Genomic DNA, 22,081 nt, shown 5'->3' on the forward strand with positions numbered 1-22,081 from the left:
AAATCCGATTAAGAAAAAACAGCTTCATTTTGTCACCCTAAAAACGCAAGATAAAGAAGAAATAGTCAACTTTTCGTAAATATTTTAGCACGTTTTAGGCTTTATAACGAATAATTACTGTATACTTTATCGATATTTTATATTTTACATCAACTCTTTATGCGGTTTCTCGCTTCTTCCATCGTGATGCATTTGGCATATCTTCCCGGCCACATGAATTCGTTGTAGTAGCGGTAGCAAGTTGCTCTGTCCATAAACTCATTGTCAGAAGTTGAATTGGTATATTCGGGAACCAGAACCTCAAAACCGTTGTCAAATCCTGTCCTGATCGTCGCATCAATGCAAAAGTTGGTCATGATACCTACCATCATCACAGTCTTTACGCCTTTTTCCTTCAAATAATCCAAAAGTCCCGTTGACGGATGAAGTGCGCTGTTCACGCTCTTGGCAAATATCTTTTCTCCGTCATTTGGTGCAAATTCATCGAAGATCTCATAATCTTCGTCGCCTTCGCTAAATCCCGTTCCGGGGCCGTCATCATGCTGAACAAAGATTACTTCTTTGTTGTTATCTCTTGCAAGAGCAATAAGCTCCTTGATGTTGGCTTTTAACTTGTCAAACTCATAAAGCCTGTCGTCCGTTATCCCTTTTTGTGTGTCGATCACAAGTAGTACCATGGTGTCCTCCCTGATGATTTATAATTTATATAAGCTCCATCTCCGCATTCATAGGAACAAAGCCGTACTTTTCATAAAGTGGTCTGCCCATGTCTGTTGCTTCGAGTGAAATCTGAGTAATTCCGCGCTTTTTGGCGTCCTGTACAAGCATATCTAAGGTTTTAATCGCGATACCCTTCCTGCGATATGCGGGATTGGTGTACATATTCATGATATAGGCTTTCTTGCCGCTTGGATTGTGATATGTCGGCATGACTTCAAAGTAGCTTACTCCACCCGCTCCGACAAAAGAGTCTCCGTCCATAACAAGAATTGCGGTGTGTGTTCCGTCAAGCATCGCTCTTTTATAATAGTCTCTTGACGAAAATTCCACCTCTGACATATCTACAGAATCATCAAGCTTGTTGGCTGCGCGCAACACCTCAATTCGAGAAGATGTCAAAAGCTCAATATCATCAAGTGTCGCTATTTTATATTCCATTATAGTAATCCTTTCTGCTGTATCATTTATCTCTTTATAGTTTTCCACACCTCGACAAGTTTATCCACATTCCAAGCCGCATTGGCAGGGCTTGTCAAAAAGAGGCGGTATCGGATGTACTATCATCTAAATTCCACCACCTCATCAAAACTCTTCCTCGGTCTTGGATCCGGTGTCTCATCGGGAACTCCCAATGCAACGGCGCAGATGAGCTGTCCGCTGATACCCAGACATTGCACAAGTTCCTGATAAGCATAAACTGTATTGGCAATCCAAAGTGTTCCATATCCAAGCTCCGTTGCGGTAAGAAGCATATTCTGAATTGCCGCACCTATGGAAAGCGAATCACAAATCTCCGTAATTCTGTCATTAATGTTGATATCCACAAAAGGAATTTTTCCGTTGGAGTTTTCCACAAAAATAACCACAGGAGCTTCGCGCATTATACTCAAAGTATTAAATGCATCCGAAATGAGCGCATCCATTCCGGGCATTTCTTTAAGCTCTTCGCGAGACCTTTCAAGCCCTTTCTCCATAACATCAAGAGCTTCCGCCTTCTTATCCCCTTCAACCACTATAAATTTCCACGGTTGCCTGTTCTTCGCAGAAGGCGCAAGAATACCTGCTTCGAGGATTTTGTTTATGTCATCCTTATTAACCGCCTCTGCCTTGTACTTCCTGATACTGTGTCTTGCCGCGATTTCTTTCATATGCCTTTCCTCCATTTGATCTATAATCTTTAGAGAATTATTTCAATCTGTTATTCCAATACCTGATTCAATGTTGCTATCCACGTTGAATCCATACTATCAAGATAATTTATAAGCTTATTAAAATTTGTACTCCCAACAAGTTTTTCATCACTTATTGCGTTACTGATATTTTTTCTCATCACATCATAGTTATCATCAGTCACATATTTCATAAGCTCGTCAATCTGAGCCGCTTTGCCTTTATAGTCTTTTACACCGGTATACTTCTCTATAAGCGGTGCATTAACTTTCTTTGCAGGAGACTTAATAGTTTCATCTGTCCAATGTTTTGATACAATCTGCATCGTACAAGGATTTGCAAATATTACGATTTCTTCGGCAGCGTTATCTATGCCATGGAACTCATTGATTTTTCGCTTTATGTCTTCATACTGCTCGTATGGTTTTTTCTCTGTATCGCAAAACACCAAGACTGCTTCATATGATCCATTCTGATATCTGTCCTGATAACGCGCCGGAATATTCCCATTACCTTCTGCATTTACCAAAGAAATGTCATAAATATCATTCCAAACATGAAGTTCTTTAAGCCTCTCAAGGTACTTGTATTCTTCGTTTCCCTCACAGATAATGCAAACTTTATGCTTATATGAAATGCTTGGAAGTCTATTTGCCATCAGACGCATCCTCCTTAACATTTCCCTTTATACCTAAAAGAGTATCAATCAACTCTGGCTCAGGCAAAGCTGCAAAAGCTCCTTTTCTGTATTTTTCGATAATATCCGAAGTATCTCTAACTCCATTCTCAGCAGTGAAATCAGCAAGTGAATATACATATACGCCATTATCATCTTTATCCACGAACCATATCTGCTCTTTTCTAAACAACCGCTTGCAATCCATAAGGTTTATATCATGAACCGTAAATATCATCTGTGCATCTGTATTAAGCTCATTATTGAACATCGCAACAGTTGCCCTTGTCAGTTTAAAATGTATACTGCTGTCAAGTTCATCTATAACAAGTATCCTTCCCTGCTCAAGCGCCTCTATAACGTAACTTGCCATAGCTGCTATTTTCTTCGTTCCTGTAGAATCAAAAAGCATACTGGGAACCGGTACTCCCTTATATGTTGATACCAACCTTATCTGATCCATAATCTTTTCAGGAAGATCCAATACGTCTTCCTCAGGCTTTTCACCCACATCACCACCATTAAACTTTATATTGCTCATCTCAACATATTCAAAATTGTCCATGTAAAGATCTGCATTCTTGATATAACCAACAACTTTTTCCTGAAGCTTATTCTTATTTTTCATAAGCTCAATCGTGTGTTCCATTGGAATATTGTTCATGTTGATAATGTCGATTTTTTCTGCAAAACCGGTTAGTATTTTTTTCATTTCATCTGTATGTTCAAACTTACTTGTATCAATCAGATGAAAAATAACGTTGTTCTTTGCAACAACAGGTATCATTGCAAGTAATTCCGTGTCGGCAGACGTATATTCATCTTTCAAAGCATCACGTCTGAGCCAGCATATTTCCTTCTCATTGTTATACTGGTCTTTTAGTATCTCATCAAAAGACTCATATACAAATTCTTCTTTTTCTACATCATACTTAAAATCATACGAGAATTTTCTTCCGGCACTTAAAAAAGTGATTCCAAGTTCACATATATCGCTTTCGGTAAAAATATTGGACATAAGTCCATTCGTTTTATTAAGTAGCACATTTTTTATAGCCTTAATACACCTGATTAGGCATGTTTTTCCTGCATTATTAGGTCCATAAATACCAACTGCCTTAAGAACATTAAAGTTGTTTTCTTTATGCACATTTGAAGCGAATTTTTTGTTTCGCATATCTGCTTTCATTGAAAATGTAATCTGTTCATCAAAGGCGAAACAATTCTTTGCCCTTATCTCTATAATCATCGTATAACCCTCCACAAAAAGTACGGTATATATTATATTATAGCGGCCTATATTTTTTATGCAATATTTTTTCATAAAAAATATAGGCCGCTATACTATCACAAATCTATTTCACATTTAAAGTATTCATTTTCCTCTGCCGAAAACCTCACAGCGTATTTGTATTTTCTCGCCACCTGCTTAACAACGCGGATTCCGAGGCCGTGCTCTGGAAGATATGCATTCTTTATTCTTTCGTTAAGCACCTTGATCTTCTGCTCAGGTGCGCCCTGTCCGTTATCGCATATGACAAGTTTTGCCTTATCTTTACCACGCTCGGATAGCGCAACATTTATCTCACAGCCTTTCTCATTATGAACTATCGAGTTGGTAATGAGATTCTCAATCATACGCCTGATCAGCGTAACGTCCGCCTGGATACTGTAGTTCTCAAGCTGCTCATCCACTTCCAGGTCAAAAGAATAATCTTCATAAGTATTTATATAATCGCACAATATTTCTCTCAAGAGCGATGTGAGATTTATCTTTTCATTGCTCCATTTACCGGTTCCCGCTTCCAACTTGTTCTCGGTGTTAAGATTCCCTATAAGGTCTCTGATCTTGAAGCACTGCTTTTCCTCTACGCTCCCTTTTTCCACAGAGCCCATAACTATGCTGAGCGGAGTCCTTATATCATGCGAAACTCCGGCAATCCACTCAGTCCTTGCTTTCTCTCTTGCAAGCATCCACTTGCGCGTTATCAGAACGGGCAATAGAAACAGAATTAGCATATTTGCAATGAACATATACGGACCAAATCTGATCATGCTGTCCATGGTTTCCATATTTATTTCCAAAATGTACTTCCATATGCTGCCCTTGGGATGTCCGACCACCAGAATGCCATCGTCCCTCGCCCAGTTATACACAGGATAATCATTCAGATACCAATGCGAAAAAGAAGCCACCTCTTTTATCCCATATGAATCCGGAATATCCTTCGGCTTATTATAATTCCAGATCACGCTCCCCGAATCATCGATTATCATAGCAAAAGAGCCGGTTCTGTCCAAACGGTCATATACGGACCTGTCCACATTATATACACCGCCTTCGTTCACAATCTTTTCCGATACTTTTTCTATTCGATACGTATCAAGATATTCCTTCTCTTTTTGCACACATATAAAGAACATGACAAAAATGTCGACCACGATAAGCGACACCAGAACCAGCATCATGGAAAAGATGTATCCGGATATTTTTTTCATTACTTTCTTCCTCTAATATTCAGCCTGTATCCAAGTCCACGAACCGTCTGCAGATACGCGGGACTCGACGGGTCTTCTTCAATTTTTTCCCTAAGTCTTCTGACGTGCACTATCAGCGAATTCTCAAGCCCATAGCTCCCGTCCGGCCAAAGCGTATCCATCAGGACATTCAGCGACACAATTTTCCCCTGATTGTCATATAATTTGGAAAAGAGCTGAAACTCTTTTGCGGTCAGCTCCGCCTCGCCGTCAGGTCTTATCACGATTCCCGAGGAAAGATCCACTCTCACAGCCCCGAGATTGACACTCTTATTCTCAGTCAGGTGATACGTCCTTCGCAAAACTGCTTTTATCCTAAGGAGCAGTTCTTCAGGCGTATAGGGCTTTGTCACATAATCATCGGCACCAAGTCCGAGTCCTTTTAACCTGCTTGTCTCCTCATCTCTTGCGGAAAGAAAAATCACAGGTATATTAAGTCCTCTTTTTGTCCACTGCTCGTAGAGCGAAAGTCCGCTGATATCAGGCATCATTATATCCAGCACAACCAGATCCACCTGATTTTTTCCTATAATCTCATCTGCTTCTTTGCCATTGGAAGCGCGCAATATATTCTTAAATCCATTCTCTGTAAGGAGCCTGTCGTTAATCTCCAGTATCTGCCTTTCATCATCTACGAGAAGGATGCTGCAATCCGTTAATACCATAGTTTTACCCTCTTTTTCTTATCAATAATTAGTATACACACATATCTATAGCAATGAAACAGCCGCGCCCACTGCGTAATGTAAATGTAATGTTGCTGTCATGTTCAGGTAAGCTTGCCTTTTTATACTGTATTTATCAACAATATGCGGAGGAAGAATCATGAAAAAATATATAATCGAAACCTACGATCTTTGCAAAAAGAGTGGGAATAAGTTCAGGGTAAAAGATGTAAATCTGGCGGTTCCCCAAGGATGCATTTACGGTTTTCTAGGCCCCAACGGCGCTGGTAAAACCACAACAATGAAGCTTCTTCTGGGACTTATACAGCCCGATGGCGGAACTGTAGAAATTCTTGGTCAAAAGATGTCTCCAAGAAACAGGTTCGATATAAATATGCGAACGGGAAGCCTTATAGAAAGTCCCGGATTCTACGGGCATCTCACCGGACAGGAAAACCTTGAGATAATCGCTCGTTATAAGAATCTTGGCACCGCTGACATAAAAGAGGCTCTTTACACAGTCAGTCTCTATGACAGAAAAGATGACAAAGTAAAAAACTATTCGCTTGGCATGAAGCAAAGACTTGGCATCGCAATGGCTCTTATGGGGAAACCCGAGCTTATCATATTGGACGAGCCGACAAACGGGCTTGACCCCGCAGGAATAAACGAGATCAGAAATCTTGTAAAGAGCATTCCCGAAAAGTGTGGTTCAACAGTCATTATCTCAAGCCACCTTCTCTCTGAAGTTGAGCAGATTGCCGATTATGTTGGCATTATAAATAAAGGAAAAATGATCTACCAGGGACTCTTATCGGAACTTGAAATCGGAGATGCTTCTCTTGAAGAAGTCTTCCTCGAAATGACAAAAGGAGCTTAAAAATGGGCATTATAGGAAATCTTTTTATCGAACTCAAAAAACATAAACGCCGCTGTAATCTATTGTTATTTATTGCGGTGATTGTTGCGGAGATGGCATTTTTATACGGAAATTGTCACGGCAAGGACGGCTCTGCGGACGGATGGATGATGCTTTTTTATAATATTCCCATCATAAACTGCGTGTTTTTCCCGGTTGCGATCGCTGGATTTGCTTCCAGGCTAATGGACATTGAGCACAAGGGCGAGATGCTGAAATGCCTATACACCTTCTCCACACCGCAAAAGATCTTTTTCACAAAATATCTTTATGGAGCGATATGCACACTTATCCTGGTCGCAATGCAATGCGGCTCGATCATACTCTGCTGCGGAATTCTAGGTTTTGACAGCAACTTCCCGCTTAAATATCTGCTTATACACGGGGCGATCACTTATATAACCTGCATGACTCTGCTAAGCATACACCTGCTTTTGTCATTTTTTTACAGGAATCAGGCTCTTAGTATTTCAGTGGGAATTCTTGGAAGTTTCACTGCATTTTTCTCATTGGTCCTTCCCGAATCGGTCATCCAGAAATTCCTTCCCTGGGCAACTTTCGTGACATCGGGCTTTGTTAAAATGGACTGGAATCGCAACACAAGAGAAGTAAAGTACTTTCTGGACAAACCGGACCTCACCTCTGTATTTATCTGTATCGGCTGGATAGTCCTTTTAACCTGTATCACACTTATGCTGCTCAAGAAATCCGGTGTTGAAGAGGCGGAAAAAATAAAAAGCAAGCGAAAGACAACGAAGATAGCGCTACACAGACGTCCTGTTGAGATCCTGAAATTGAAGGGATCACCTGCTTGGATTGCCTTTTTCATAGTTCCTGCAATCTCGGCAGCAATAGGAAGCGTAAACTACATCAGTAATCTGAGCATCTTAAAAGAAGGCTGGTACTCATTGTGGACTCAGCACACGCTGTTTCTATGCTATTTCTTCATGCCTGTCATAATCGGAATCTTTACAGGTTGCATCTGGCGCGTTGAACACAGCGGAACAAATATGAACCTTTTAATGACTCATCAAAGACCTGCAAAAATAGTACTCGGCAAATACGCAGCCACTTGCTTTATCACTTCTGTTTCGCTGATATGGGTCGTAGTCTTGTACCTTATTGCCGGCTCGCTAATGCACATAGACGGTGAGCTACCTTCGGGAATCATTCAATGGATAGGCTTGGGAATCCTTAGTTCGTGGGTTATTTGCGCCTTCCAGGTTCTTGTTTCGCTTGTTATAAGAAACTTTGTCCTTCCCATAATTATCGCATTCCTTGGCGGTTTCGCAGGTCTTTCCTGTATTGCAAAGGATATGCCTTACCTGACACCGTTCTCCTTGTTCGACCTTGCCATGAATCAACGGGAATTGGGAAATGCGAATATAGGAACATTCACGCTCTCGTCTGTGATATTTATTGTGGCGTTTATCATGATTTCTATCCTGTATCTTAGTCGCAGTGATGTAAGATCTAACGAATAAAATTTCCGTCATCCTCCTGTTGAATACAGGATAGATGGTAATTATAAGGAATTTATAAGGATGGAAAAAAAATCAATTTATAGCAGCATAAATCTCCTCTATTACCGGCGATTTATGCTCAATGTATTTATCTATATCATCAGGGTATAGCGTTGCTGCCTCAAGTTTTATATTTCCATATTTTTCCTTGTCGTCCGGATGACTTCTCAAATAATCCCTGAACGCAAGATGTCTTTTAAGCTCTGCAGAATCTTCCGGACATACATATAAATGATGTGTCTGCAAATGCTCTTTTCCCTCATATGCAAAGGCTTCGCGCCCTTCAATTCCAAGATTTCCTTCGTGGGTATATCCGATGGTCTCAAGCGCTGCGATTGCCTTTTTGAGGTCACTTAGCTTTACAACTACGTCAATATCAATAACCGGCTTCGCTGCCAGTCCCTCAACGGATGTGCTTCCAACATGTTCAATAGAAATTGCAACGTCGCCAAGCACCACCGACAGCTCATTCTTTATATCTATAAAATCTTGCTTCCACTTCTCATCATACGGAAGCACTACTACATTTTTTGTTCTCATGGATGTCACCTCACAAATAAAACAATTTCATTTTTTATAACCATAAGAAATCACATGACATCGCGCAGCCACGTAACCATTTGAATCAGCATATTTTTCATCTACTCCATGATCAATAATGAATCTTCTTTGCTCTGATTTAAAATCATCAGTACCTGCACTAACGAAATCAACATAATCATTGATTCTGACTCCAATATTCTTTAGCCCAAGTTTCTCCATAAAGACCGGCGCTTTCATCCCAATTTGATAATCTCTTCCACCGGAATGTTCCTCTGATAGCCACCTCTGTTTTAGAAAATCATCGTTTTCAAACGGATCATATATCCTATTGTCTATATAAATCCCTGCATTCTCCATACGCCTGCTGGGTTCGATACATATTACCAATCCGTTCTCTTTTACAGCCCCGATCATCTTCTTCATTATATCTTCCGGTTTTGTAACATGCCGAAGTACAGTCTGGCATATAGCTATATCATATTCAGCATCAGGCTCATACTCATTTAAGTCTGCAACTTCAAAGCATACCTCCTTGCTGCCAGAAAAGATTTCACGCGCTTCATCGATAAGATTTTCAGATATATCAACACCCTTATATAAGCTTTTCTTCGGGACTAACGGCAACAGCATCTGCGCCAAGAATCCATATCCGCAGCCAAAATCAATTATTTTCACCGGCTTATCTATCTTCCATACGCATTTTACAAGGAACTCAAAATAATCATTATTCCACAGGTTCTGCCTTGTACTATGTAAATATACCTTTTCCAATCCCCAATCTCTGGAACCATCTATTCCTGATGCTTTTTTCATAAACTCCCCCGCAATTGATTTATACCTTTTTTCAATCCGTTCTTTCTAATGTTGTCCAATTCCTCTGCATTCAGGCAACCGCTCTGATATAGTCTCAGATACTCCTTAGATACATCTGAATCAAAGATCAACACATCATCTCCATACAGATCAATTGAATAAAACGCTTTACATCCCCAGAAATGAGAAAGGCAATCTTCCAAATACGCTACATCACAATGCCTGGATAACCCAATCTGAAGCCTAAGCTCAATTTCCGGTGCGATTTCTTTATGTGATAATTCAAACGCTTCAACAAGTTCATCTATATTCTCATGAAAAAACTCACCCAGCCCCCAGACATCTTCTCCTATTTCAAGTACGCTGACACCGTCCTCCTTTGCCTGCACAAATGTAGCCCGTATCAACATTCTACGCCCTTCAGATGAATTAAAGTATTCTCCTATATTCTGCGCATTCCAAACATGCATTTCATCCATGGAATTAAGCGGCTCTGTGATTGGTTGTATATCTTTTCCTGTCTGTTCTTTCAAAAATCGCCTGCTTCCGCCAAGTACAAAGTGGTTGTGTAGATCCGCCTTTGGGCATTTGCGGATATCATCAAGTTTTTCTTGTTTCAATGCCGTCTGAAAGTCCATCGTTGCTCCTTAATCAAGCTTATTCCATATTTTCATGCATATTCATACTTAGTGAAAGAACTTTTTTATTATAGCATCAATCTCATTAGTTCCTAAGGGACTGATTGATGTTTCCTCTGTAATTATCAAATTTACTCCGATAAAAATATCTTCCTTCATCAAAGATTTTAACCTTTGTACTGAATTCTTCGCATATTCTTTATCGTCTAACATGCCACGATGTTCCCAATATAATACTTTTCTTCTTTTGACATCCAAAACAGTGAAGTCAGGATGAATTATTCCCCCGCCACTTAGTTTTAATGGACATTCATATTTATATGGAATCCCCTTGTCCGCAAGTGCATTGGCTATATTGAGTTCTGACTTTGATCGAACCCTTTCTTTTCGTTTAGTTTCAAAAAAAGGAAGATATTCCGGAATAGGTTTTCTTTGATATGGCTCTTTTAACCAGAGTTGCACATAGTCCTCGTCCGAGACATCAATAGGTGTTATTAATTCTTTCACTTCAGTAGGAAACGATGAATATGCTTTTTGAATCTTTTCTATTGTATTTTCCGATTTGTCGATGAGTTTTTTCAGGCATTGAACCTCTACCGTGACAAGCTTATTAATCTTTTCGTCATAAGCTTTTTGAAGATATTGTTTAATCATAGATATTTCAGATTTATGAATATATTTTCCGGATTTTTCCGAACTTTCTCTTCGCAAATAAAACTGGACTCCATGCGCAGTTCTGCTCACATGTATTTTCCCCGGCGGCGCTTTTTCTAATGCTTCCTCTTTTGAATTCTTGATCAAAAGCAGCTCGTTGTACCTCCGCTTTGCTTCAGAATATAGATTGGTATATTTAGTCGTTAATAAATTTTGTTGCTTCTTCGTAATGATTCCTCCTTAAAAATATAAAAAGACTTGAATTATAAAAGTCTAAATTGCAAATAAAATTATAAAAGCTTGTACCATGCAGCTAAGTTGTTCGTTTTTTCTGCCACTTGTCAATCACGCCTTTCATGCTCGGACAGCGGAATTGTGAAAAATGGAATTTTCGTTGCAATAGATAATCATCATTTACTTTTTATAACAGCGAGATTATGAAAGCTGGCTTATCCGCTGTCATAAATTGTTTATCTACCTAGTTTCCAACATCGAAATTTTAAAAAATTGCTTTTTCGCCGCCGTATATAATCATCATTCGCATTTTCTAACAGCGAGATTATAAAAACCTACTTTTTCCGCTGTCATAGATGTTTTATTTACTTAATTTCCGACAGCGGAATATTAAAAAATAGCTTTTCCGCCGCCATATATAAAGCTTATGTGCTTTTTCCAACAGCACCCTCAATCTCGGCTTCTCAGCACGCAACACTAAAATCACAACACATCACATATCAAGGATTTTCGTGGTAAGACAAATATAACCACTCAAAGAAAAATTATAGAAATCCTGAAACTGAATAAGAATATACTCCAACACATACAAAAAAGCAACCACAAGTTTTCGGCCTCGCGTCAAAGAGCCCGCATTCCCTATAAATACTAGAGGTTGCGGGCTTTGCTCCTTTACTCCGATGATTTCTTCGCCCTCACTAGCAACGAACACGCGCTCTGTTTCCGAGAACTCTTTGTTACGCATCATCTTGGCAAGATACGGTCCGGCCTTCCAGGAACAGTTTTCCGCGAAGGAAATTGTTTTGTCCCAAAGCGGATGACCATATGTCATAACTGATATTTCCACGCTCATATGCTTATCCAAAACCTTTTTATTTTATCGCCATCAACATCGATGGTCTTCTCGTATACCCCGCCATTAGCAAGAATCGTTTTCTCGCTGGCATCATTTCCCTCGTCGCAGGTCACAAGCATCTTATTGATCCCAAGTTCTTTTGCATTTAACTTGTCCAGGCGTAACATTTCCTTGGCATAGCCTTTTCTACGCTCGGAAGGACGAACCGAATATCCGCAATGTCCACCCCAAGTACCAAGGATGGGATGATCAATATGATGACGAAGATCTATTACACCAACAATTCTGTTATCCTTCTTCCTTATTGCCAGATAAGTATGTGAAGGAACTGTCGTTCCTACTTCTTCACATGTTTTTTCGTCTTTTCTAAGAGAACATATTCGGATCCATTCGTCAGCAGAACTACTTGAATCCAGTGACATGCATCCAGCAAATTGATCTTCATTATCAGCATCTTTATCTATTATTTCCTGTCTGAACGCCCATAGATCCTCGGCATATTCCAGACTTGGTTCAACAAGTATGAGTTCATCCATAATTCTTTATCTAAGCTCCTCTATTTTTCAGCAACTACATAGTCACCATTTTTATAATTTCTCATCGATTTACTGATTCTAAATCCCGCCTTTTGCATCTCTTTAACCAAGGTATGCATATAAAAACCGTGCGTGACCACCACACTCTCGCAGTCGTCATTATTTAACAATTCAACAAATTTACTTGCCCTTGCTTTCGTCTCTTTTCTGCTTTCTGCTTGCCTATTGGAGTTAAGGAACCATTGAACTCGTCCCGTTATATTCCAAAACCACAATGGTAACTCCATCCTACAATCAAAACTTGACCCAAGCGGGACTTCGCTTACAAGTTCAGTACATATAAAATCCTTATTCCCAAATATTTCTATTGCAGTGTCCCGACTTCTAGGCAAGGTACTAACGTATACTCGTTTTAGATTAAAAACAGGAATATCATAAGACATCCGCATAATTGGTGCCTTGTCATACTGAGTACAAGCCTTATCAAACTCACAGGAACTATACGTTCTTTCCCAGTCATAAGCAACTGGTCCATGTCGTATTATAATTACTTTCAAATATCAAAATCCCCCACTATTTCACAAGCCATGAGCCTGTCTTCTTAGATCCGATTCTTTCAATCACGCCCTCGTCCAGCAATTCCTTCATTAACATTTGCACCGCTCTTCTTGATTTGTTCATCATCTCTGACAGTTCTGCTTGCGTTAATGAAGGATTTTCTTTAAGAAGCAACAATATATGCTCTCGATCCGTCAGCATGCTTTTTTGCGCTTTATCAAAAGCGTAGTTGAGATTCCACAACGTAAGGAAAGCGCAGAAAAACTCTCGTTAATTTATCTGCGCCTTTCATATCTTTTTTGCAATTGCAGTAAACTCTCCCGGAAGTTTCTCGTTCTCCCATGAAGGATGCTCATCAAAACGCTCCAAAGTAAATCCGCTCCCGATGATAGAATTGATGATCTCGCTGATTGTGTACTTCCTGTAATGGCATTTAGGGATCTGCTTACGGATCTCCTCATCGTAAAATCTTGCGTGCGCCATCTCACCTTCAAAGATATCTGTTGAGAAATAACTCATGTTTGGCTGCTGCAGCCCAAGTATATCGGAAATCTTAGTAAATGGATGGAAGTCACTGCAGATCATCTTTCCACCGGGTTTAAGCAATCCGTTCATAACATTCATAAAAACATCTATATCGTGGAAATAATGAAGGATTCCACCCTCCATAAAGACAACATCAAAAAAGCCGGCATACTTGTCCATATCGATTTCCATGATATCACAAACTTCATAGCCAATGTTTACGCCTGCAGCCTCAGCTGTTTCCATGGCATATTTCTTATTGGCTTCGGATATATCAAATACTGTAACCTCTGCTCCCAAAAGAGCCAGCGGAATTGCTTTCTTGCCGCAGGATCCGCAGATATTAGCTACCTTGACGCCTTCAAAAGAATCAAAGTAGTTCGCATACTGCTTTAGCATCTTCCTGGGGTTTTCTTTATCCTTTGATGCTCTTTCCTCCGGAGTCCCGGCGGTTCTTACCCAAAAATCATATGCATCAACCTCCCAGGCTTTCTTATGTTGTTTACTGTAATCTTCCAAAACTGCTATCCTCCCGGTATTTTATCTATATAACGAACGAATCCTTAGGGTTTTGAAATAATTCTCTGCTTTAGGAACTTCACTATATATTTGTTTAAGCCGATCATCCTCGCGATATGTATCAAAACTATTATACTCATCCATCGGTAGCAAAACTAAAACACTCAAAGATTTACTCATTTTTCCTCATCTCTTATAATTATAGGGTGCAGTTTCTTAGTTTATTCATTCCACTTCTTGATCATCGCTTTTGTCATTTATAGTTTCAATGAGACCTGTAACTAAATCTTGCAATTGGGCTGCATTTTTATTCGTGATTACAGGTTTTCCGGTTCTCTTTTCCACCGCCAATCGTGCTTCTCCCGCGGCTTCTCCACCTTCAATAGCAACCATTCGATTTTCTTCGAAAGTCTCTGGCTTCTTTTGCTTTGAAATCTCTGTGGTAGTGGCCTCAGCCAACATATTAAGCACCAGCTCCAATGTGGACATATTATCCCTGAGATTTTCCTTTTTCAAACCTTTATGATTCTTATACTGTCGTGTTGTCATTCCGGACCAGGCTTTCGTTATTTCATCTGTCAGGATTGCATATTCTATGCCTTTCTTGACGCCACGCTTATCCCACTCATCTGTAAGTTCTTTTCTTACTTGAATTGCCTGCAGGCGCTGATTTATCCATTCTCGCGAATAACCTTTTTTTGCATAGGTCTCAAGGGCCCTCTCTATAGTCAACTCCGGGTCGATTACCTCCTCTATTCGTTCACGACCTACCTGGGCCAGCCACATTTTAAACGGCTCCGCTTTCTTTGATGGAATCGACTGGATAATGCGAAGCAGTTGCTCTGTGTTTGCCACATCAGTATTATATCGTTTTCCATCCTTCGGAGATCTCATTTTCAGTTGGTGACAATTTGTCACCAACTGACTGCCCTCTTCTTTAAGTCTCTGTTTTAGTTTATTCCAATATTTTCTTCCATCCGCGCTTTCTGTTAATGCCTGCACTACATCCACAACCGAAAAATACCATTCTTCCTCATCCTCAACCCATGCAGTCCTTATCGGCTGGTCTTCAAATAATTGAACTTTATCATTTGCCATCTGCATTTTTCCCCCTTATCGGTTCTTCGTCTTGTATATGGTTTTTTTCTTCAAGCAGCATAATATACGCCATCATTCTTACCAAATACTCCGGAGGGGCGCTTATCCCCTGCTCCCACTGTTGAAGAGTTCTTACAGGGATTCCAAATTTTGCAGAAAACTTACTTTGTGATAATCCCGTTTTCTTTCGTAACTCCTTTATTCTAGCTGAAATATCCATAACATAGTCTCCGTAAATTTCATACTTTAATAAAGTATAGAGCTACTACCGTACGTTGTCAACGTATATATTGATTTCAAAATGCAAAATACGATAATGCGCAATTTTATAGTACTGCGCTTTATTATGCGCTTTGAAACGAATCTTTCCGTACCCATGATGTACCCGTCACTTCATATCCTGTTATCAAAATGTTATCACACGTGTAAACAAAAAAGCTTCTGAAAGCGCATGTTTACGCCATCAGAAGCCTATAATCACTGCTTTTTAGTTTTTACCCGCAAGCCACCCGGTATCACTCCAGCTCCACTGTTCCCGGCGGCTTAGATGTAAGGTCATACATTACGCGGTTAACGCCCTTAACCTCATTGATGATCCTGCTCATGACTTTCTGGAGGACTTCGAAAGGAATCTCGGAAGCCTCGGCGGTCATGAAATCTACGGTCTCAACGGCGCGGAGAACGATTGCGTAATCGTAAGTTCTCTCATCGCCCATAACGCCTACGGAGCGCATGTTTGAAAGAGCTGCGAAGTACTGGTCCGGAAGCTTGGATAATCCGGCTGCCGCGATCTCTTCTCTGTAGATGTAGTCAGCATCCTGAACGATTCGAACCTTATCGGCAGTAACTTCACCGATGATGCGGATACCAAGTCCGGGTCCCGGGAAGGGCTGACGGAAAACAAGATACTCGGGAAGTCCGAGCTCAAGTCCTGCCTTACGAACCTCGTCCTTAAACAAAGTCTTAAGAGGCTCTATGATTTCCTTGAAATCAACGAAATCAGGAAGTCCTCCGACATTGTGATGTGACTTGATAACGGCTGACTCACCGCCAAGTCCTGATTCTACAACGTCAGGATATATTGTTCCCTGTGCAAGGAAGTCAACTGCGCCAATCTTTTTGGCCTCTTCCTCAAACACACGGATAAACTCTTCACCAATAATCTTACGCTTGCGCTCAGGCTCTTCCACGCCAGCAAGCTTAGCATAATATCTGTCTGCCGCATTCACACGGATAAAGTTAATGTCGAAGTTACCCTTCTCTCCGAATACGCCTTCAACCTCGTCACCTTCATTCTTACGAAGAAGTCCGTGATCTACGAACACGCATGTAAGCTGCTTTCCGATTGCCTTAGCAAGGAGAGCCGCAAGAACGGATGAATCAACACCGCCTGAAAGAGCAAGAAGGACTTTGCCGTCTCCGACTTTAGCTTTAATATCTTTAATAGTATTCTCAACGAAAGAATCCATTCTCCATGTACCTGCTGTCTCGCAGATATTTCTTACGAAGTTGTGGAGAATCTCTTTGCCTTTGACTGTATGTAATACTTCGGGGTGGAACTGAATAGCATACAGTTTCTTATCTTCACAAGCTGCTGCAGCAACGGGGCAATCTGCTGTATGTGCAATGATATCAAAGCCCGGTGCAACTTTGCTGATATAGTCGAAGTGACTCATCCATACGATAGTGTCATCCTCAACACCTGCAAATAACTTGTCTTTTGAACCGTCAATAAATGTCTGTGTCTTTCCATACTCTCTGACAGGAGCTTTCTCTACCTTTCCTCCGAGCACGTGCATCATGAGCTGTGCTCCGTAGCAAAGTCCCAAAACAGGAATACCAAGCTCGAACAATTCCTTGGTGTATGTAGGTGCTCCGTCCTCATAACAAGAGTTGGGGCCTCCCGTCAAAATAATTCCCTTAGGCGCCATCGCCTTTATCTGCTCTATCGGAGTGCGATATGAATAAATCTCACAATAGACGTTACATTCTCTGACACGGCGCGCTACAAGCTGGTTGTACTGTCCGCCGAAATCAAGAACTATTACTTTCTCTTCTGCAGTCATGGTTCCTCCCGAAAAAAATTTTACAACAATAATTATGCACGATTATACACTATGGTATAAAGGCTAACAATTGGCACATCACACAAATCTTCTGACACAGATGATTGGTCTGTACATCGCCGAACTGTACTTGATTCCTGTCTTCTGCGTACTTGCGTGAACAATCTGTCCGCCGCCTATATATATTCCCACATGTCCACCATAGTAGATAACATCTCCCGGCTGTGCCTCGGAATATGAGACTTCTCTTCCATAATTGCCCTGCTCCCATGATGTTCTGGGAACAGATATTCCAAACGCCTTGTAAACGGAAAATACAAATCCCGAACAATCCGCACCGTTTGTAAGACTTGTTCCGCCGGAAACATATGGATTACCGACAAACTGACAGGCATAACTCGCAATATTAGATCCCGATCCGCCTCCCGAAGGTGCCGGTGGAGGCGAAGAATTTTTTGAACCACCTGATTGCGAGGACTCTCCCGAGTCTCCTCCGCCACCACCGCTCTCTGATTTTGATTTCTCAGCAGCTTCTTCAGCCTGGCGTTTTCTCTCCGCTTCCTCTGCTTCACGTGCAGCCTGTGCAGCTTTCTTGGTTTCATTAACCTCATTCTGCTTGGATTCTATCTGCTTCTGAAGAGCCGCCATGCTTGATTGCTGGCTCTTTATCTGTGCCGTATATATAGCGGCGTCCTGCTTTGCTTTGGCAAGCTTTACCTCATAATCTGAATACTTGGCCTTATACTGAGCAAGAACCTCTTCCATAGCTTTCTGCTCTTCTTCCAGCTCATACTTGGCTGTTTCAAGCTCAGCCTTTTCCTCTTCGAGCTGTTTCTTGGCTGTATCGGCCGCTTTCTTTGCCTCTATATATTCTTCAAGCTTATTTCTGTCATATTCATAAATTTGCTCGGCATACTGTGCCTTGCTAAGTACATCCGAATAATTCGACGCAGTCAAAAGAATCTGTAAATAAGATGTCTCTCCCTGCTCATACATATACTTTACTCTCTGCTTCATCGCTTCATATAAGGTGTCTTCTTTTTCCTTGGCAGCCTCATATTCAGCCTTTTTTACTTCTATCTGCGCTTCTGCTTTCTCAATTTGCTCTTTGATAAGATCTATATCCGCGATCATATCCACGATCGTATTCGATGTCTCATCGATTGCTTCCTTTGTCTGTCCCTGAGCTTCAGCGATTGAGTTTACTTTGCCGTTGGCATTGTTGAGATTCTTCTGACTCTCTTTCTTTTGCTTTTCCAGATCTTTTTTCTGATTCTTTAGCGCTTGTTCTTCCTGCTCCAGCTTATTTTGCTTTTCCTGTAAATCAGTACTGGTGGTAGCCCAGACAGGGTCCACCACCAGCATACTAAGGACTAAGGAAAGAGCTACAGCAGAAAAAGAATACCCTTTTTTCATTTCATCCTCCTTGTCCTTCATTATTCATGTCTCTATATATTATAACACGTGATATTAAGAAATGCCTCGTTTCTTACGACATTAAAGATCACAATTTCCTACAGTTCTGGGGAATGACTCAACGTCTCTGATATTTCCCATACCTGTGAGATACATTACGCAGCGCTCAAATCCAAGACCAAAGCCTGCATGTCTTACACTTCCGTACTTTCTGAGATCAAGATAGAACTGATAATCGTCCTTCTTCATTCCAAGCTCATCCATACGCTTCTCGAGGATCTCAAGATCATCTTCTCTCTGGCTTCCGCCGATGATCTCACCGATTCCGGGAACAAGACAATCTGCTGCCGCAACAGTCTTTCCATCGGGATTGAGCTTCATGTAGAATGCCTTGATATCCTTAGGATAATCTGTTACAAATACAGGCTTCTTGAATACTTCTTCAGTGAGATATCTCTCATGCTCTGTCTGAAGATCGCATCCCCATGATACCTTGTAATCAAACTTATCATTGTTCTTTGAAAGAATATCAATAGCTTCTGTGTATGTGATACGACCAAACTCGTTACCTACAACGTTGTTAAGTCTGTCGATAAGTCCTTTGTCGATGAACTCGTTAAAGAATGCCATCTCTTCGGGACAATGCTCAAGAACATAGTTGATAACATACTTAAGCATAGCTTCTGCTGTGTCACAGTCATCCTTAAGATCTGCAAAACACATCTCAGGCTCGATCATCCAGAACTCTGCAGCATGTCTTGTTGTGTTGGAGTTCTCTGCACGGAATGTAGGTCCGAATGTATATACGTTCTTAAATGCAAAAGCATAAGTCTCAACATTAAGCTGTCCGCTAACAGTGAGGTTAACAGGCTTTCCAAAGAAATCCTTTGAAAAATCAACAGCTCCGTCCTCAGTCTTGGGAACGTTGTTAAGATCGAGAGTTGTTACCTGGAACATCTCTCCGGCACCTTCACAGTCACTTCCTGTAATAAGAGGAGTGTGAACATATACGAAATTTCTCTCCTGGAAGAAAGAATGAATTGCATATGCAGCAACTGAACGAACCTTGAAAACTGCCTCAAAAGTATTTGTTCTTGCACGAAGATGAGGAATTGTTCTAAGGAACTCAAGAGTATGTCTCTTCTTCTGAAGAGGATAATCAGATGTAGAAGTTCCCTCAATCTCAACTTCCTCAGCCTGCATCTCGAAAGGCTGCTTTGCTCCCGGTGTTGCAACGATTGTTCCTGTTGCGATAACAGCAGCTCCTACGTTGAGCTTACTGATCTGTGCAAAGTTTGAAAGTGCATCCGAATAAACAATCTGAAGAGGTTTAAAAAATGTTCCGTCATTCAATACGATAAATCCGATTGCCTTTGAATCACGAATACTTCTGATCCATCCTCCGACTGTAACTTTCTGTCCAACATACTTATCTTGTTCTGTAAATAGTGACTTTATATCTGTAAGTTCCATGACATCCTCCCATTTCCTAATGTAAATAAAAACCGATCAATTTGCAGCAGGTGCAACCACGTTGGCATTATCAACCAGGAATCCTACAACTTTTTCTGTCATAAGGCCTTCTCTGACATCTTCTGAATCAACGTCACCCTTGAGTTCATCAAGTGAGCTGTATCCTGTATTTCCTGCATCAAACGCTTCTTTGAGATAATTCTCTATATCTTCGTCAGAAACTGATATATTCTCGCTCTTTGCGATTGCAGCAAACATAACAAACTGCTGGCTGATCTCGTTTACAAGGTCCTTCAAATATGCTTCGGGATCCTGCTGATCAGGAGCAGTATTCTGCATCATGATATGAACAATGTCGCTTGCTGTTGTAGGCTGTCCGTATGCAGTATACATCTGAGCATAATTTTCAAGCTGCTTATTCTGCTGAATAAGGTAACGGTTGATTATTTCCTGAGGAAGTTCTTTAAACTCGGCAATTTCTGTAACTTTATCGATGACTGCCGCTTCAACCTGAGTCTTATATGTTTCTTCAGCCTCATCTGTGAGGTTCTTTTTAGATGTTTCCTTGAGCTGATCGACGGTTGATACGCCTTCCATTCCAAGGCCTGCTGCCCACTCGTCTGTAAGCTCTTTTGACTTCTCGCTTATCTTGTTGACCTTTACGGTAAATACAACTTTCTTGCCTGCAAGATCTTTTGAGCCGTATTCTTCAGGAAATGTAAGATCAAGATCTACTGTTTCTCCAAGTTTAACTCCTACAAGACCGTCTTCAAATCCGGGAATAAACATGCCTGAACCGATTTCAAGATCGAAGCCCTGTGCTGTTCCGCCATCAAAAGCAACGCCTGTATCGGCATATTTTCCTTCGTAATCTATATTTGCGATATCACCATTCTGTATTGGTCTGTCTGTAATCTCAATTTTCGCAGGGTTTGATTCAATAAGCTGATTGATATAAGCATCCACATCCTCATCTGTAACAGATGCAGGAGGTACCTCAACAGTTACTCCCTTGTACTCACCGAGCGTTACATACTCCTCAGGATTGATATCCGCAAGAGTCTTCACCTCAAGCTTGTCCAAGTTCTGTAATAATGCTATGTCATTGGAACTTCCGGAAGCAGCGTCTGCTGATGAATTCTCAGATGCAGAGTCAGATGCTGCATCTTTTGACTTTGAGCCGCATGCTGTCAGTACTGTAGCCATTGCCATAACACTAACCAGCAATACAGAAAGATTCTTTTTCATAATTCTTTCTCCTTTAAAAAAATATATAATACTTGCATTTTCATATCAAAACAATATTTCTTATACTACCACACCTCATCAAATGATTAAAGTATTTTATTTGCCTATCTTCTTAAAGAATGCTACAATACTTTTTACTATAATATAGTATATTGATTTTCGGAGGATAACAGATTGAGTACCGGTTTAATTGTATTAATTGTAATAATAGTAATTCTGCTTGCATTAATAGTCGCACTAATGATAATCGGCAGAAAAGCTCAGAAGAAACAGGCAGAGCAGCAGGGTCAGCTCGACGCAATGAAGCAGACCATGACCATGCTGATAATTGACAAAAAAAGAATGAAGATCACTGAGGCAGGTCTTCCTCAGGCAGTTATTGACCAGACTCCCAAGCTTCTTCGCAGATCCAAACTTCCCATCCTTAAGGTAAGAGTCAGCAACAGAGTTATGAGCCTTATCTGTGATGAAAAGATCTTTGATTCTGTTCCGGTAAAAAAAGAAGTTAAGGCTACAGTCAGCGGAATATATGTAACTGAAGTTAAGGGACTTCACGGCAAGATCGTTGTTCCTGAGAAAAAGAAAGGTTTCTTTAAGAACCTTGTTGCGAAAGCTCAGGAAAAAGCCGGTGCCAAGATGGTTAAATAATTTATTAAAAACAAAAGCTCTCCCGAAAGGATTCATAATCCGATC

25 protein-coding genes are annotated in these 22,081 nt (G+C 40.7%); 3 read left to right on the plus strand and 22 right to left on the minus strand.

Going from position 1 to position 22,081, the window contains the following annotated elements; all coding sequences use genetic code 11:
- Positions 1-149 precede the first annotated feature (149 nt).
- The 7 genes from T356_RS0107375 to T356_RS0107405 all read right to left on the minus strand — a co-directional run bounded on the left by T356_RS0107375 (position 150) and on the right by T356_RS0107405 (position 5,769).
- Positions 150-677 carry a cysteine hydrolase family protein gene (locus T356_RS0107375; protein ID WP_026513948.1) on the minus strand — a complete coding sequence of 176 codons (528 nt, stop codon included), beginning with the start codon at positions 675-677 and terminating at the stop codon, positions 150-152.
- A 25-nt stretch (positions 678-702) separates the two neighbouring features.
- Entirely contained in the window at positions 703-1,158 is a 456-nt protein-coding gene (locus T356_RS0107380) for a GNAT family N-acetyltransferase (protein ID WP_035780690.1), read from the minus strand.
- 122 nt (positions 1,159-1,280) lie between these two features.
- Complete coding sequence (locus tag T356_RS0107385) at positions 1,281-1,868, minus strand: nitroreductase family protein (protein ID WP_026513950.1); 588 nt, start codon at positions 1,866-1,868, stop codon at positions 1,281-1,283.
- A 50-nt stretch (positions 1,869-1,918) separates the two neighbouring features.
- Positions 1,919-2,548 carry a hypothetical protein gene (locus T356_RS0107390; RefSeq protein ID WP_026513951.1) on the minus strand — a complete coding sequence of 210 codons (630 nt, stop codon included), beginning with the start codon at positions 2,546-2,548 and terminating at the stop codon, positions 1,919-1,921.
- Positions 2,538-3,815, minus strand: a complete 1,278-nt coding sequence (locus T356_RS0107395) for an AAA family ATPase (protein ID WP_026513952.1) — start codon at positions 3,813-3,815, stop codon at positions 2,538-2,540. The genes T356_RS0107390 and T356_RS0107395 overlap by 11 nt, the downstream gene beginning before the upstream one ends.
- A gap of 98 nt (positions 3,816-3,913) precedes the next feature.
- Positions 3,914-5,065, minus strand: a complete 1,152-nt coding sequence (locus T356_RS0107400; protein ID WP_026513953.1) for a sensor histidine kinase — start codon at positions 5,063-5,065, stop codon at positions 3,914-3,916.
- Positions 5,065-5,769, minus strand: a complete 705-nt coding sequence (locus tag T356_RS0107405) for a response regulator transcription factor (RefSeq protein WP_026513954.1) — start codon at positions 5,767-5,769, stop codon at positions 5,065-5,067. Before T356_RS0107405 ends, T356_RS0107400 begins: the two co-directional genes overlap by 1 nt.
- Before the next feature lie 160 nt (positions 5,770-5,929).
- Here T356_RS0107405 and T356_RS0107410 point away from each other — a divergent pair, with 160 nt between their 5' ends.
- The gene (locus T356_RS0107410; protein ID WP_026513955.1) at positions 5,930-6,649 is read left to right on the plus strand and encodes an ABC transporter ATP-binding protein; all 720 of its coding nucleotides are present in this window, start codon (positions 5,930-5,932) and stop codon (positions 6,647-6,649) included.
- A gap of 2 nt (positions 6,650-6,651) precedes the next feature.
- Positions 6,652-8,172, plus strand: coding sequence for an ABC transporter permease (locus T356_RS20280; RefSeq protein ID WP_051563249.1), 1,521 nt, complete (start codon positions 6,652-6,654; stop codon positions 8,170-8,172).
- A 72-nt stretch (positions 8,173-8,244) separates the two neighbouring features.
- Here T356_RS20280 and T356_RS0107420 read toward each other — a convergent pair whose 3' ends face one another.
- The 15 genes from T356_RS0107420 to tig all read right to left on the minus strand — a co-directional run bounded on the left by T356_RS0107420 (position 8,245) and on the right by tig (position 21,388).
- Entirely contained in the window at positions 8,245-8,751 is a 507-nt protein-coding gene (locus tag T356_RS0107420; protein ID WP_026513957.1) for a GrpB family protein, read from the minus strand.
- A gap of 27 nt (positions 8,752-8,778) precedes the next feature.
- Positions 8,779-9,567, minus strand: a complete 789-nt coding sequence (locus T356_RS18730; RefSeq protein WP_051563250.1) for a class I SAM-dependent methyltransferase — start codon at positions 9,565-9,567, stop codon at positions 8,779-8,781.
- The gene (locus T356_RS0107430) at positions 9,564-10,205 is read right to left on the minus strand and encodes a hypothetical protein (protein ID WP_026513958.1); all 642 of its coding nucleotides are present in this window, start codon (positions 10,203-10,205) and stop codon (positions 9,564-9,566) included. The genes T356_RS18730 and T356_RS0107430 overlap by 4 nt, the downstream gene beginning before the upstream one ends.
- A gap of 48 nt (positions 10,206-10,253) precedes the next feature.
- Entirely contained in the window at positions 10,254-11,006 is a 753-nt protein-coding gene (locus T356_RS18735) for a hypothetical protein (RefSeq protein ID WP_051563252.1), read from the minus strand.
- A 580-nt stretch (positions 11,007-11,586) separates the two neighbouring features.
- Positions 11,587-11,946: a hypothetical protein gene (locus T356_RS0107440; protein ID WP_035780666.1), complete on the minus strand. Its 360-nt coding sequence runs from the start codon at positions 11,944-11,946 to the stop codon at positions 11,587-11,589.
- Entirely contained in the window at positions 11,943-12,485 is a 543-nt protein-coding gene (locus T356_RS0107445; RefSeq protein ID WP_026513960.1) for a GNAT family N-acetyltransferase, read from the minus strand. The genes T356_RS0107440 and T356_RS0107445 overlap by 4 nt, the downstream gene beginning before the upstream one ends.
- Positions 12,486-12,505: 20 nt before the next feature.
- Positions 12,506-13,042, minus strand: coding sequence for a histidine phosphatase family protein (locus T356_RS0107450; RefSeq protein ID WP_026513961.1), 537 nt, complete (start codon positions 13,040-13,042; stop codon positions 12,506-12,508).
- 16 nt (positions 13,043-13,058) lie between these two features.
- Positions 13,059-13,244 carry a winged helix-turn-helix domain-containing protein gene (locus T356_RS21830; protein WP_155838992.1) on the minus strand — a complete coding sequence of 62 codons (186 nt, stop codon included), beginning with the start codon at positions 13,242-13,244 and terminating at the stop codon, positions 13,059-13,061.
- 87 nt (positions 13,245-13,331) lie between these two features.
- Complete coding sequence (locus T356_RS0107460) at positions 13,332-14,087, minus strand: class I SAM-dependent methyltransferase (RefSeq protein WP_026513962.1); 756 nt, start codon at positions 14,085-14,087, stop codon at positions 13,332-13,334.
- A 225-nt stretch (positions 14,088-14,312) separates the two neighbouring features.
- Positions 14,313-15,185 (minus strand): BRO-N domain-containing protein, encoded by an 873-nt coding sequence (locus T356_RS0107465; protein ID WP_155838993.1) that lies wholly within the window; start codon positions 15,183-15,185, stop codon positions 14,313-14,315.
- The gene (locus T356_RS0107470) at positions 15,175-15,405 is read right to left on the minus strand and encodes a helix-turn-helix domain-containing protein (RefSeq protein ID WP_026513964.1); all 231 of its coding nucleotides are present in this window, start codon (positions 15,403-15,405) and stop codon (positions 15,175-15,177) included. The genes T356_RS0107465 and T356_RS0107470 overlap by 11 nt, the downstream gene beginning before the upstream one ends.
- A gap of 295 nt (positions 15,406-15,700) precedes the next feature.
- Positions 15,701-17,251: a glutamine-hydrolyzing GMP synthase gene (guaA, locus tag T356_RS0107475; protein ID WP_026513965.1), complete on the minus strand. Its 1,551-nt coding sequence runs from the start codon at positions 17,249-17,251 to the stop codon at positions 15,701-15,703.
- Between the two features lie 78 nt (positions 17,252-17,329).
- Complete coding sequence (locus tag T356_RS0107480; protein WP_026513966.1) at positions 17,330-18,667, minus strand: C40 family peptidase; 1,338 nt, start codon at positions 18,665-18,667, stop codon at positions 17,330-17,332.
- A gap of 81 nt (positions 18,668-18,748) precedes the next feature.
- Entirely contained in the window at positions 18,749-20,140 is a 1,392-nt protein-coding gene (asnS, locus tag T356_RS0107485) for an asparagine--tRNA ligase (protein WP_026513967.1), read from the minus strand.
- A 36-nt stretch (positions 20,141-20,176) separates the two neighbouring features.
- On the minus strand, positions 20,177-21,388 hold the full coding sequence (tig, locus tag T356_RS18745; protein WP_051563254.1) for a trigger factor: 1,212 nt from the start codon (positions 21,386-21,388) through the stop codon (positions 20,177-20,179).
- Between the two features lie 174 nt (positions 21,389-21,562).
- On the opposite strand from tig, the gene T356_RS0107495 reads away from it, so the two are divergent.
- Positions 21,563-22,036 carry a hypothetical protein gene (locus T356_RS0107495; protein WP_026513968.1) on the plus strand — a complete coding sequence of 158 codons (474 nt, stop codon included), beginning with the start codon at positions 21,563-21,565 and terminating at the stop codon, positions 22,034-22,036.
- Positions 22,037-22,081: the final 45 nt, after the last annotated feature.

Source organism: Butyrivibrio sp. LB2008 (assembly GCF_000621565.1).
Lineage (GTDB): Bacteria > Bacillota > Clostridia > Lachnospirales > Lachnospiraceae > Butyrivibrio.

Coding starts and splice junctions, on each gene's coding strand:
- T356_RS0107410 (WP_026513955.1), top strand. CDS start 5,930: ATGAAAAAATATATAATCGAAACCTACGATCTTTGCAAAAAGAGTGGG.
- T356_RS18730 (WP_051563250.1), bottom strand. CDS start 9,567: ATGAAAAAAGCATCAGGAATAGATGGTTCCAGAGATTGGGGATTGGAA.
- T356_RS20280 (WP_051563249.1), top strand. CDS start 6,652: ATGGGCATTATAGGAAATCTTTTTATCGAACTCAAAAAACATAAACGC.
- T356_RS0107375 (WP_026513948.1), bottom strand. CDS start 677: ATGGTACTACTTGTGATCGACACACAAAAAGGGATAACGGACGACAGG.
- T356_RS0107445 (WP_026513960.1), bottom strand. CDS start 12,485: ATGGATGAACTCATACTTGTTGAACCAAGTCTGGAATATGCCGAGGAT.
- T356_RS0107385 (WP_026513950.1), bottom strand. CDS start 1,868: ATGAAAGAAATCGCGGCAAGACACAGTATCAGGAAGTACAAGGCAGAG.
- T356_RS0107390 (WP_026513951.1), bottom strand. CDS start 2,548: ATGGCAAATAGACTTCCAAGCATTTCATATAAGCATAAAGTTTGCATT.
- T356_RS21830 (WP_155838992.1), bottom strand. CDS start 13,244: ATGCTGACGGATCGAGAGCATATATTGTTGCTTCTTAAAGAAAATCCT.
- T356_RS0107465 (WP_155838993.1), bottom strand. CDS start 15,185: ATGGCAAATGATAAAGTTCAATTATTTGAAGACCAGCCGATAAGGACT.
- T356_RS0107380 (WP_035780690.1), bottom strand. CDS start 1,158: ATGGAATATAAAATAGCGACACTTGATGATATTGAGCTTTTGACATCT.
- T356_RS0107470 (WP_026513964.1), bottom strand. CDS start 15,405: ATGGATATTTCAGCTAGAATAAAGGAGTTACGAAAGAAAACGGGATTA.
- T356_RS0107395 (WP_026513952.1), bottom strand. CDS start 3,815: ATGATTATAGAGATAAGGGCAAAGAATTGTTTCGCCTTTGATGAACAG.
- T356_RS0107480 (WP_026513966.1), bottom strand. CDS start 18,667: ATGAAAAAAGGGTATTCTTTTTCTGCTGTAGCTCTTTCCTTAGTCCTT.
- asnS (WP_026513967.1), bottom strand. CDS start 20,140: ATGGAACTTACAGATATAAAGTCACTATTTACAGAACAAGATAAGTAT.
- tig (WP_051563254.1), bottom strand. CDS start 21,388: ATGAAAAAGAATCTTTCTGTATTGCTGGTTAGTGTTATGGCAATGGCT.
- T356_RS0107405 (WP_026513954.1), bottom strand. CDS start 5,769: ATGGTATTAACGGATTGCAGCATCCTTCTCGTAGATGATGAAAGGCAG.
- guaA (WP_026513965.1), bottom strand. CDS start 17,251: ATGACTGCAGAAGAGAAAGTAATAGTTCTTGATTTCGGCGGACAGTAC.
- T356_RS0107420 (WP_026513957.1), bottom strand. CDS start 8,751: ATGAGAACAAAAAATGTAGTAGTGCTTCCGTATGATGAGAAGTGGAAG.
- T356_RS0107430 (WP_026513958.1), bottom strand. CDS start 10,205: ATGGACTTTCAGACGGCATTGAAACAAGAAAAACTTGATGATATCCGC.
- T356_RS0107440 (WP_035780666.1), bottom strand. CDS start 11,946: ATGAGCGTGGAAATATCAGTTATGACATATGGTCATCCGCTTTGGGAC.
- T356_RS0107400 (WP_026513953.1), bottom strand. CDS start 5,065: ATGAAAAAAATATCCGGATACATCTTTTCCATGATGCTGGTTCTGGTG.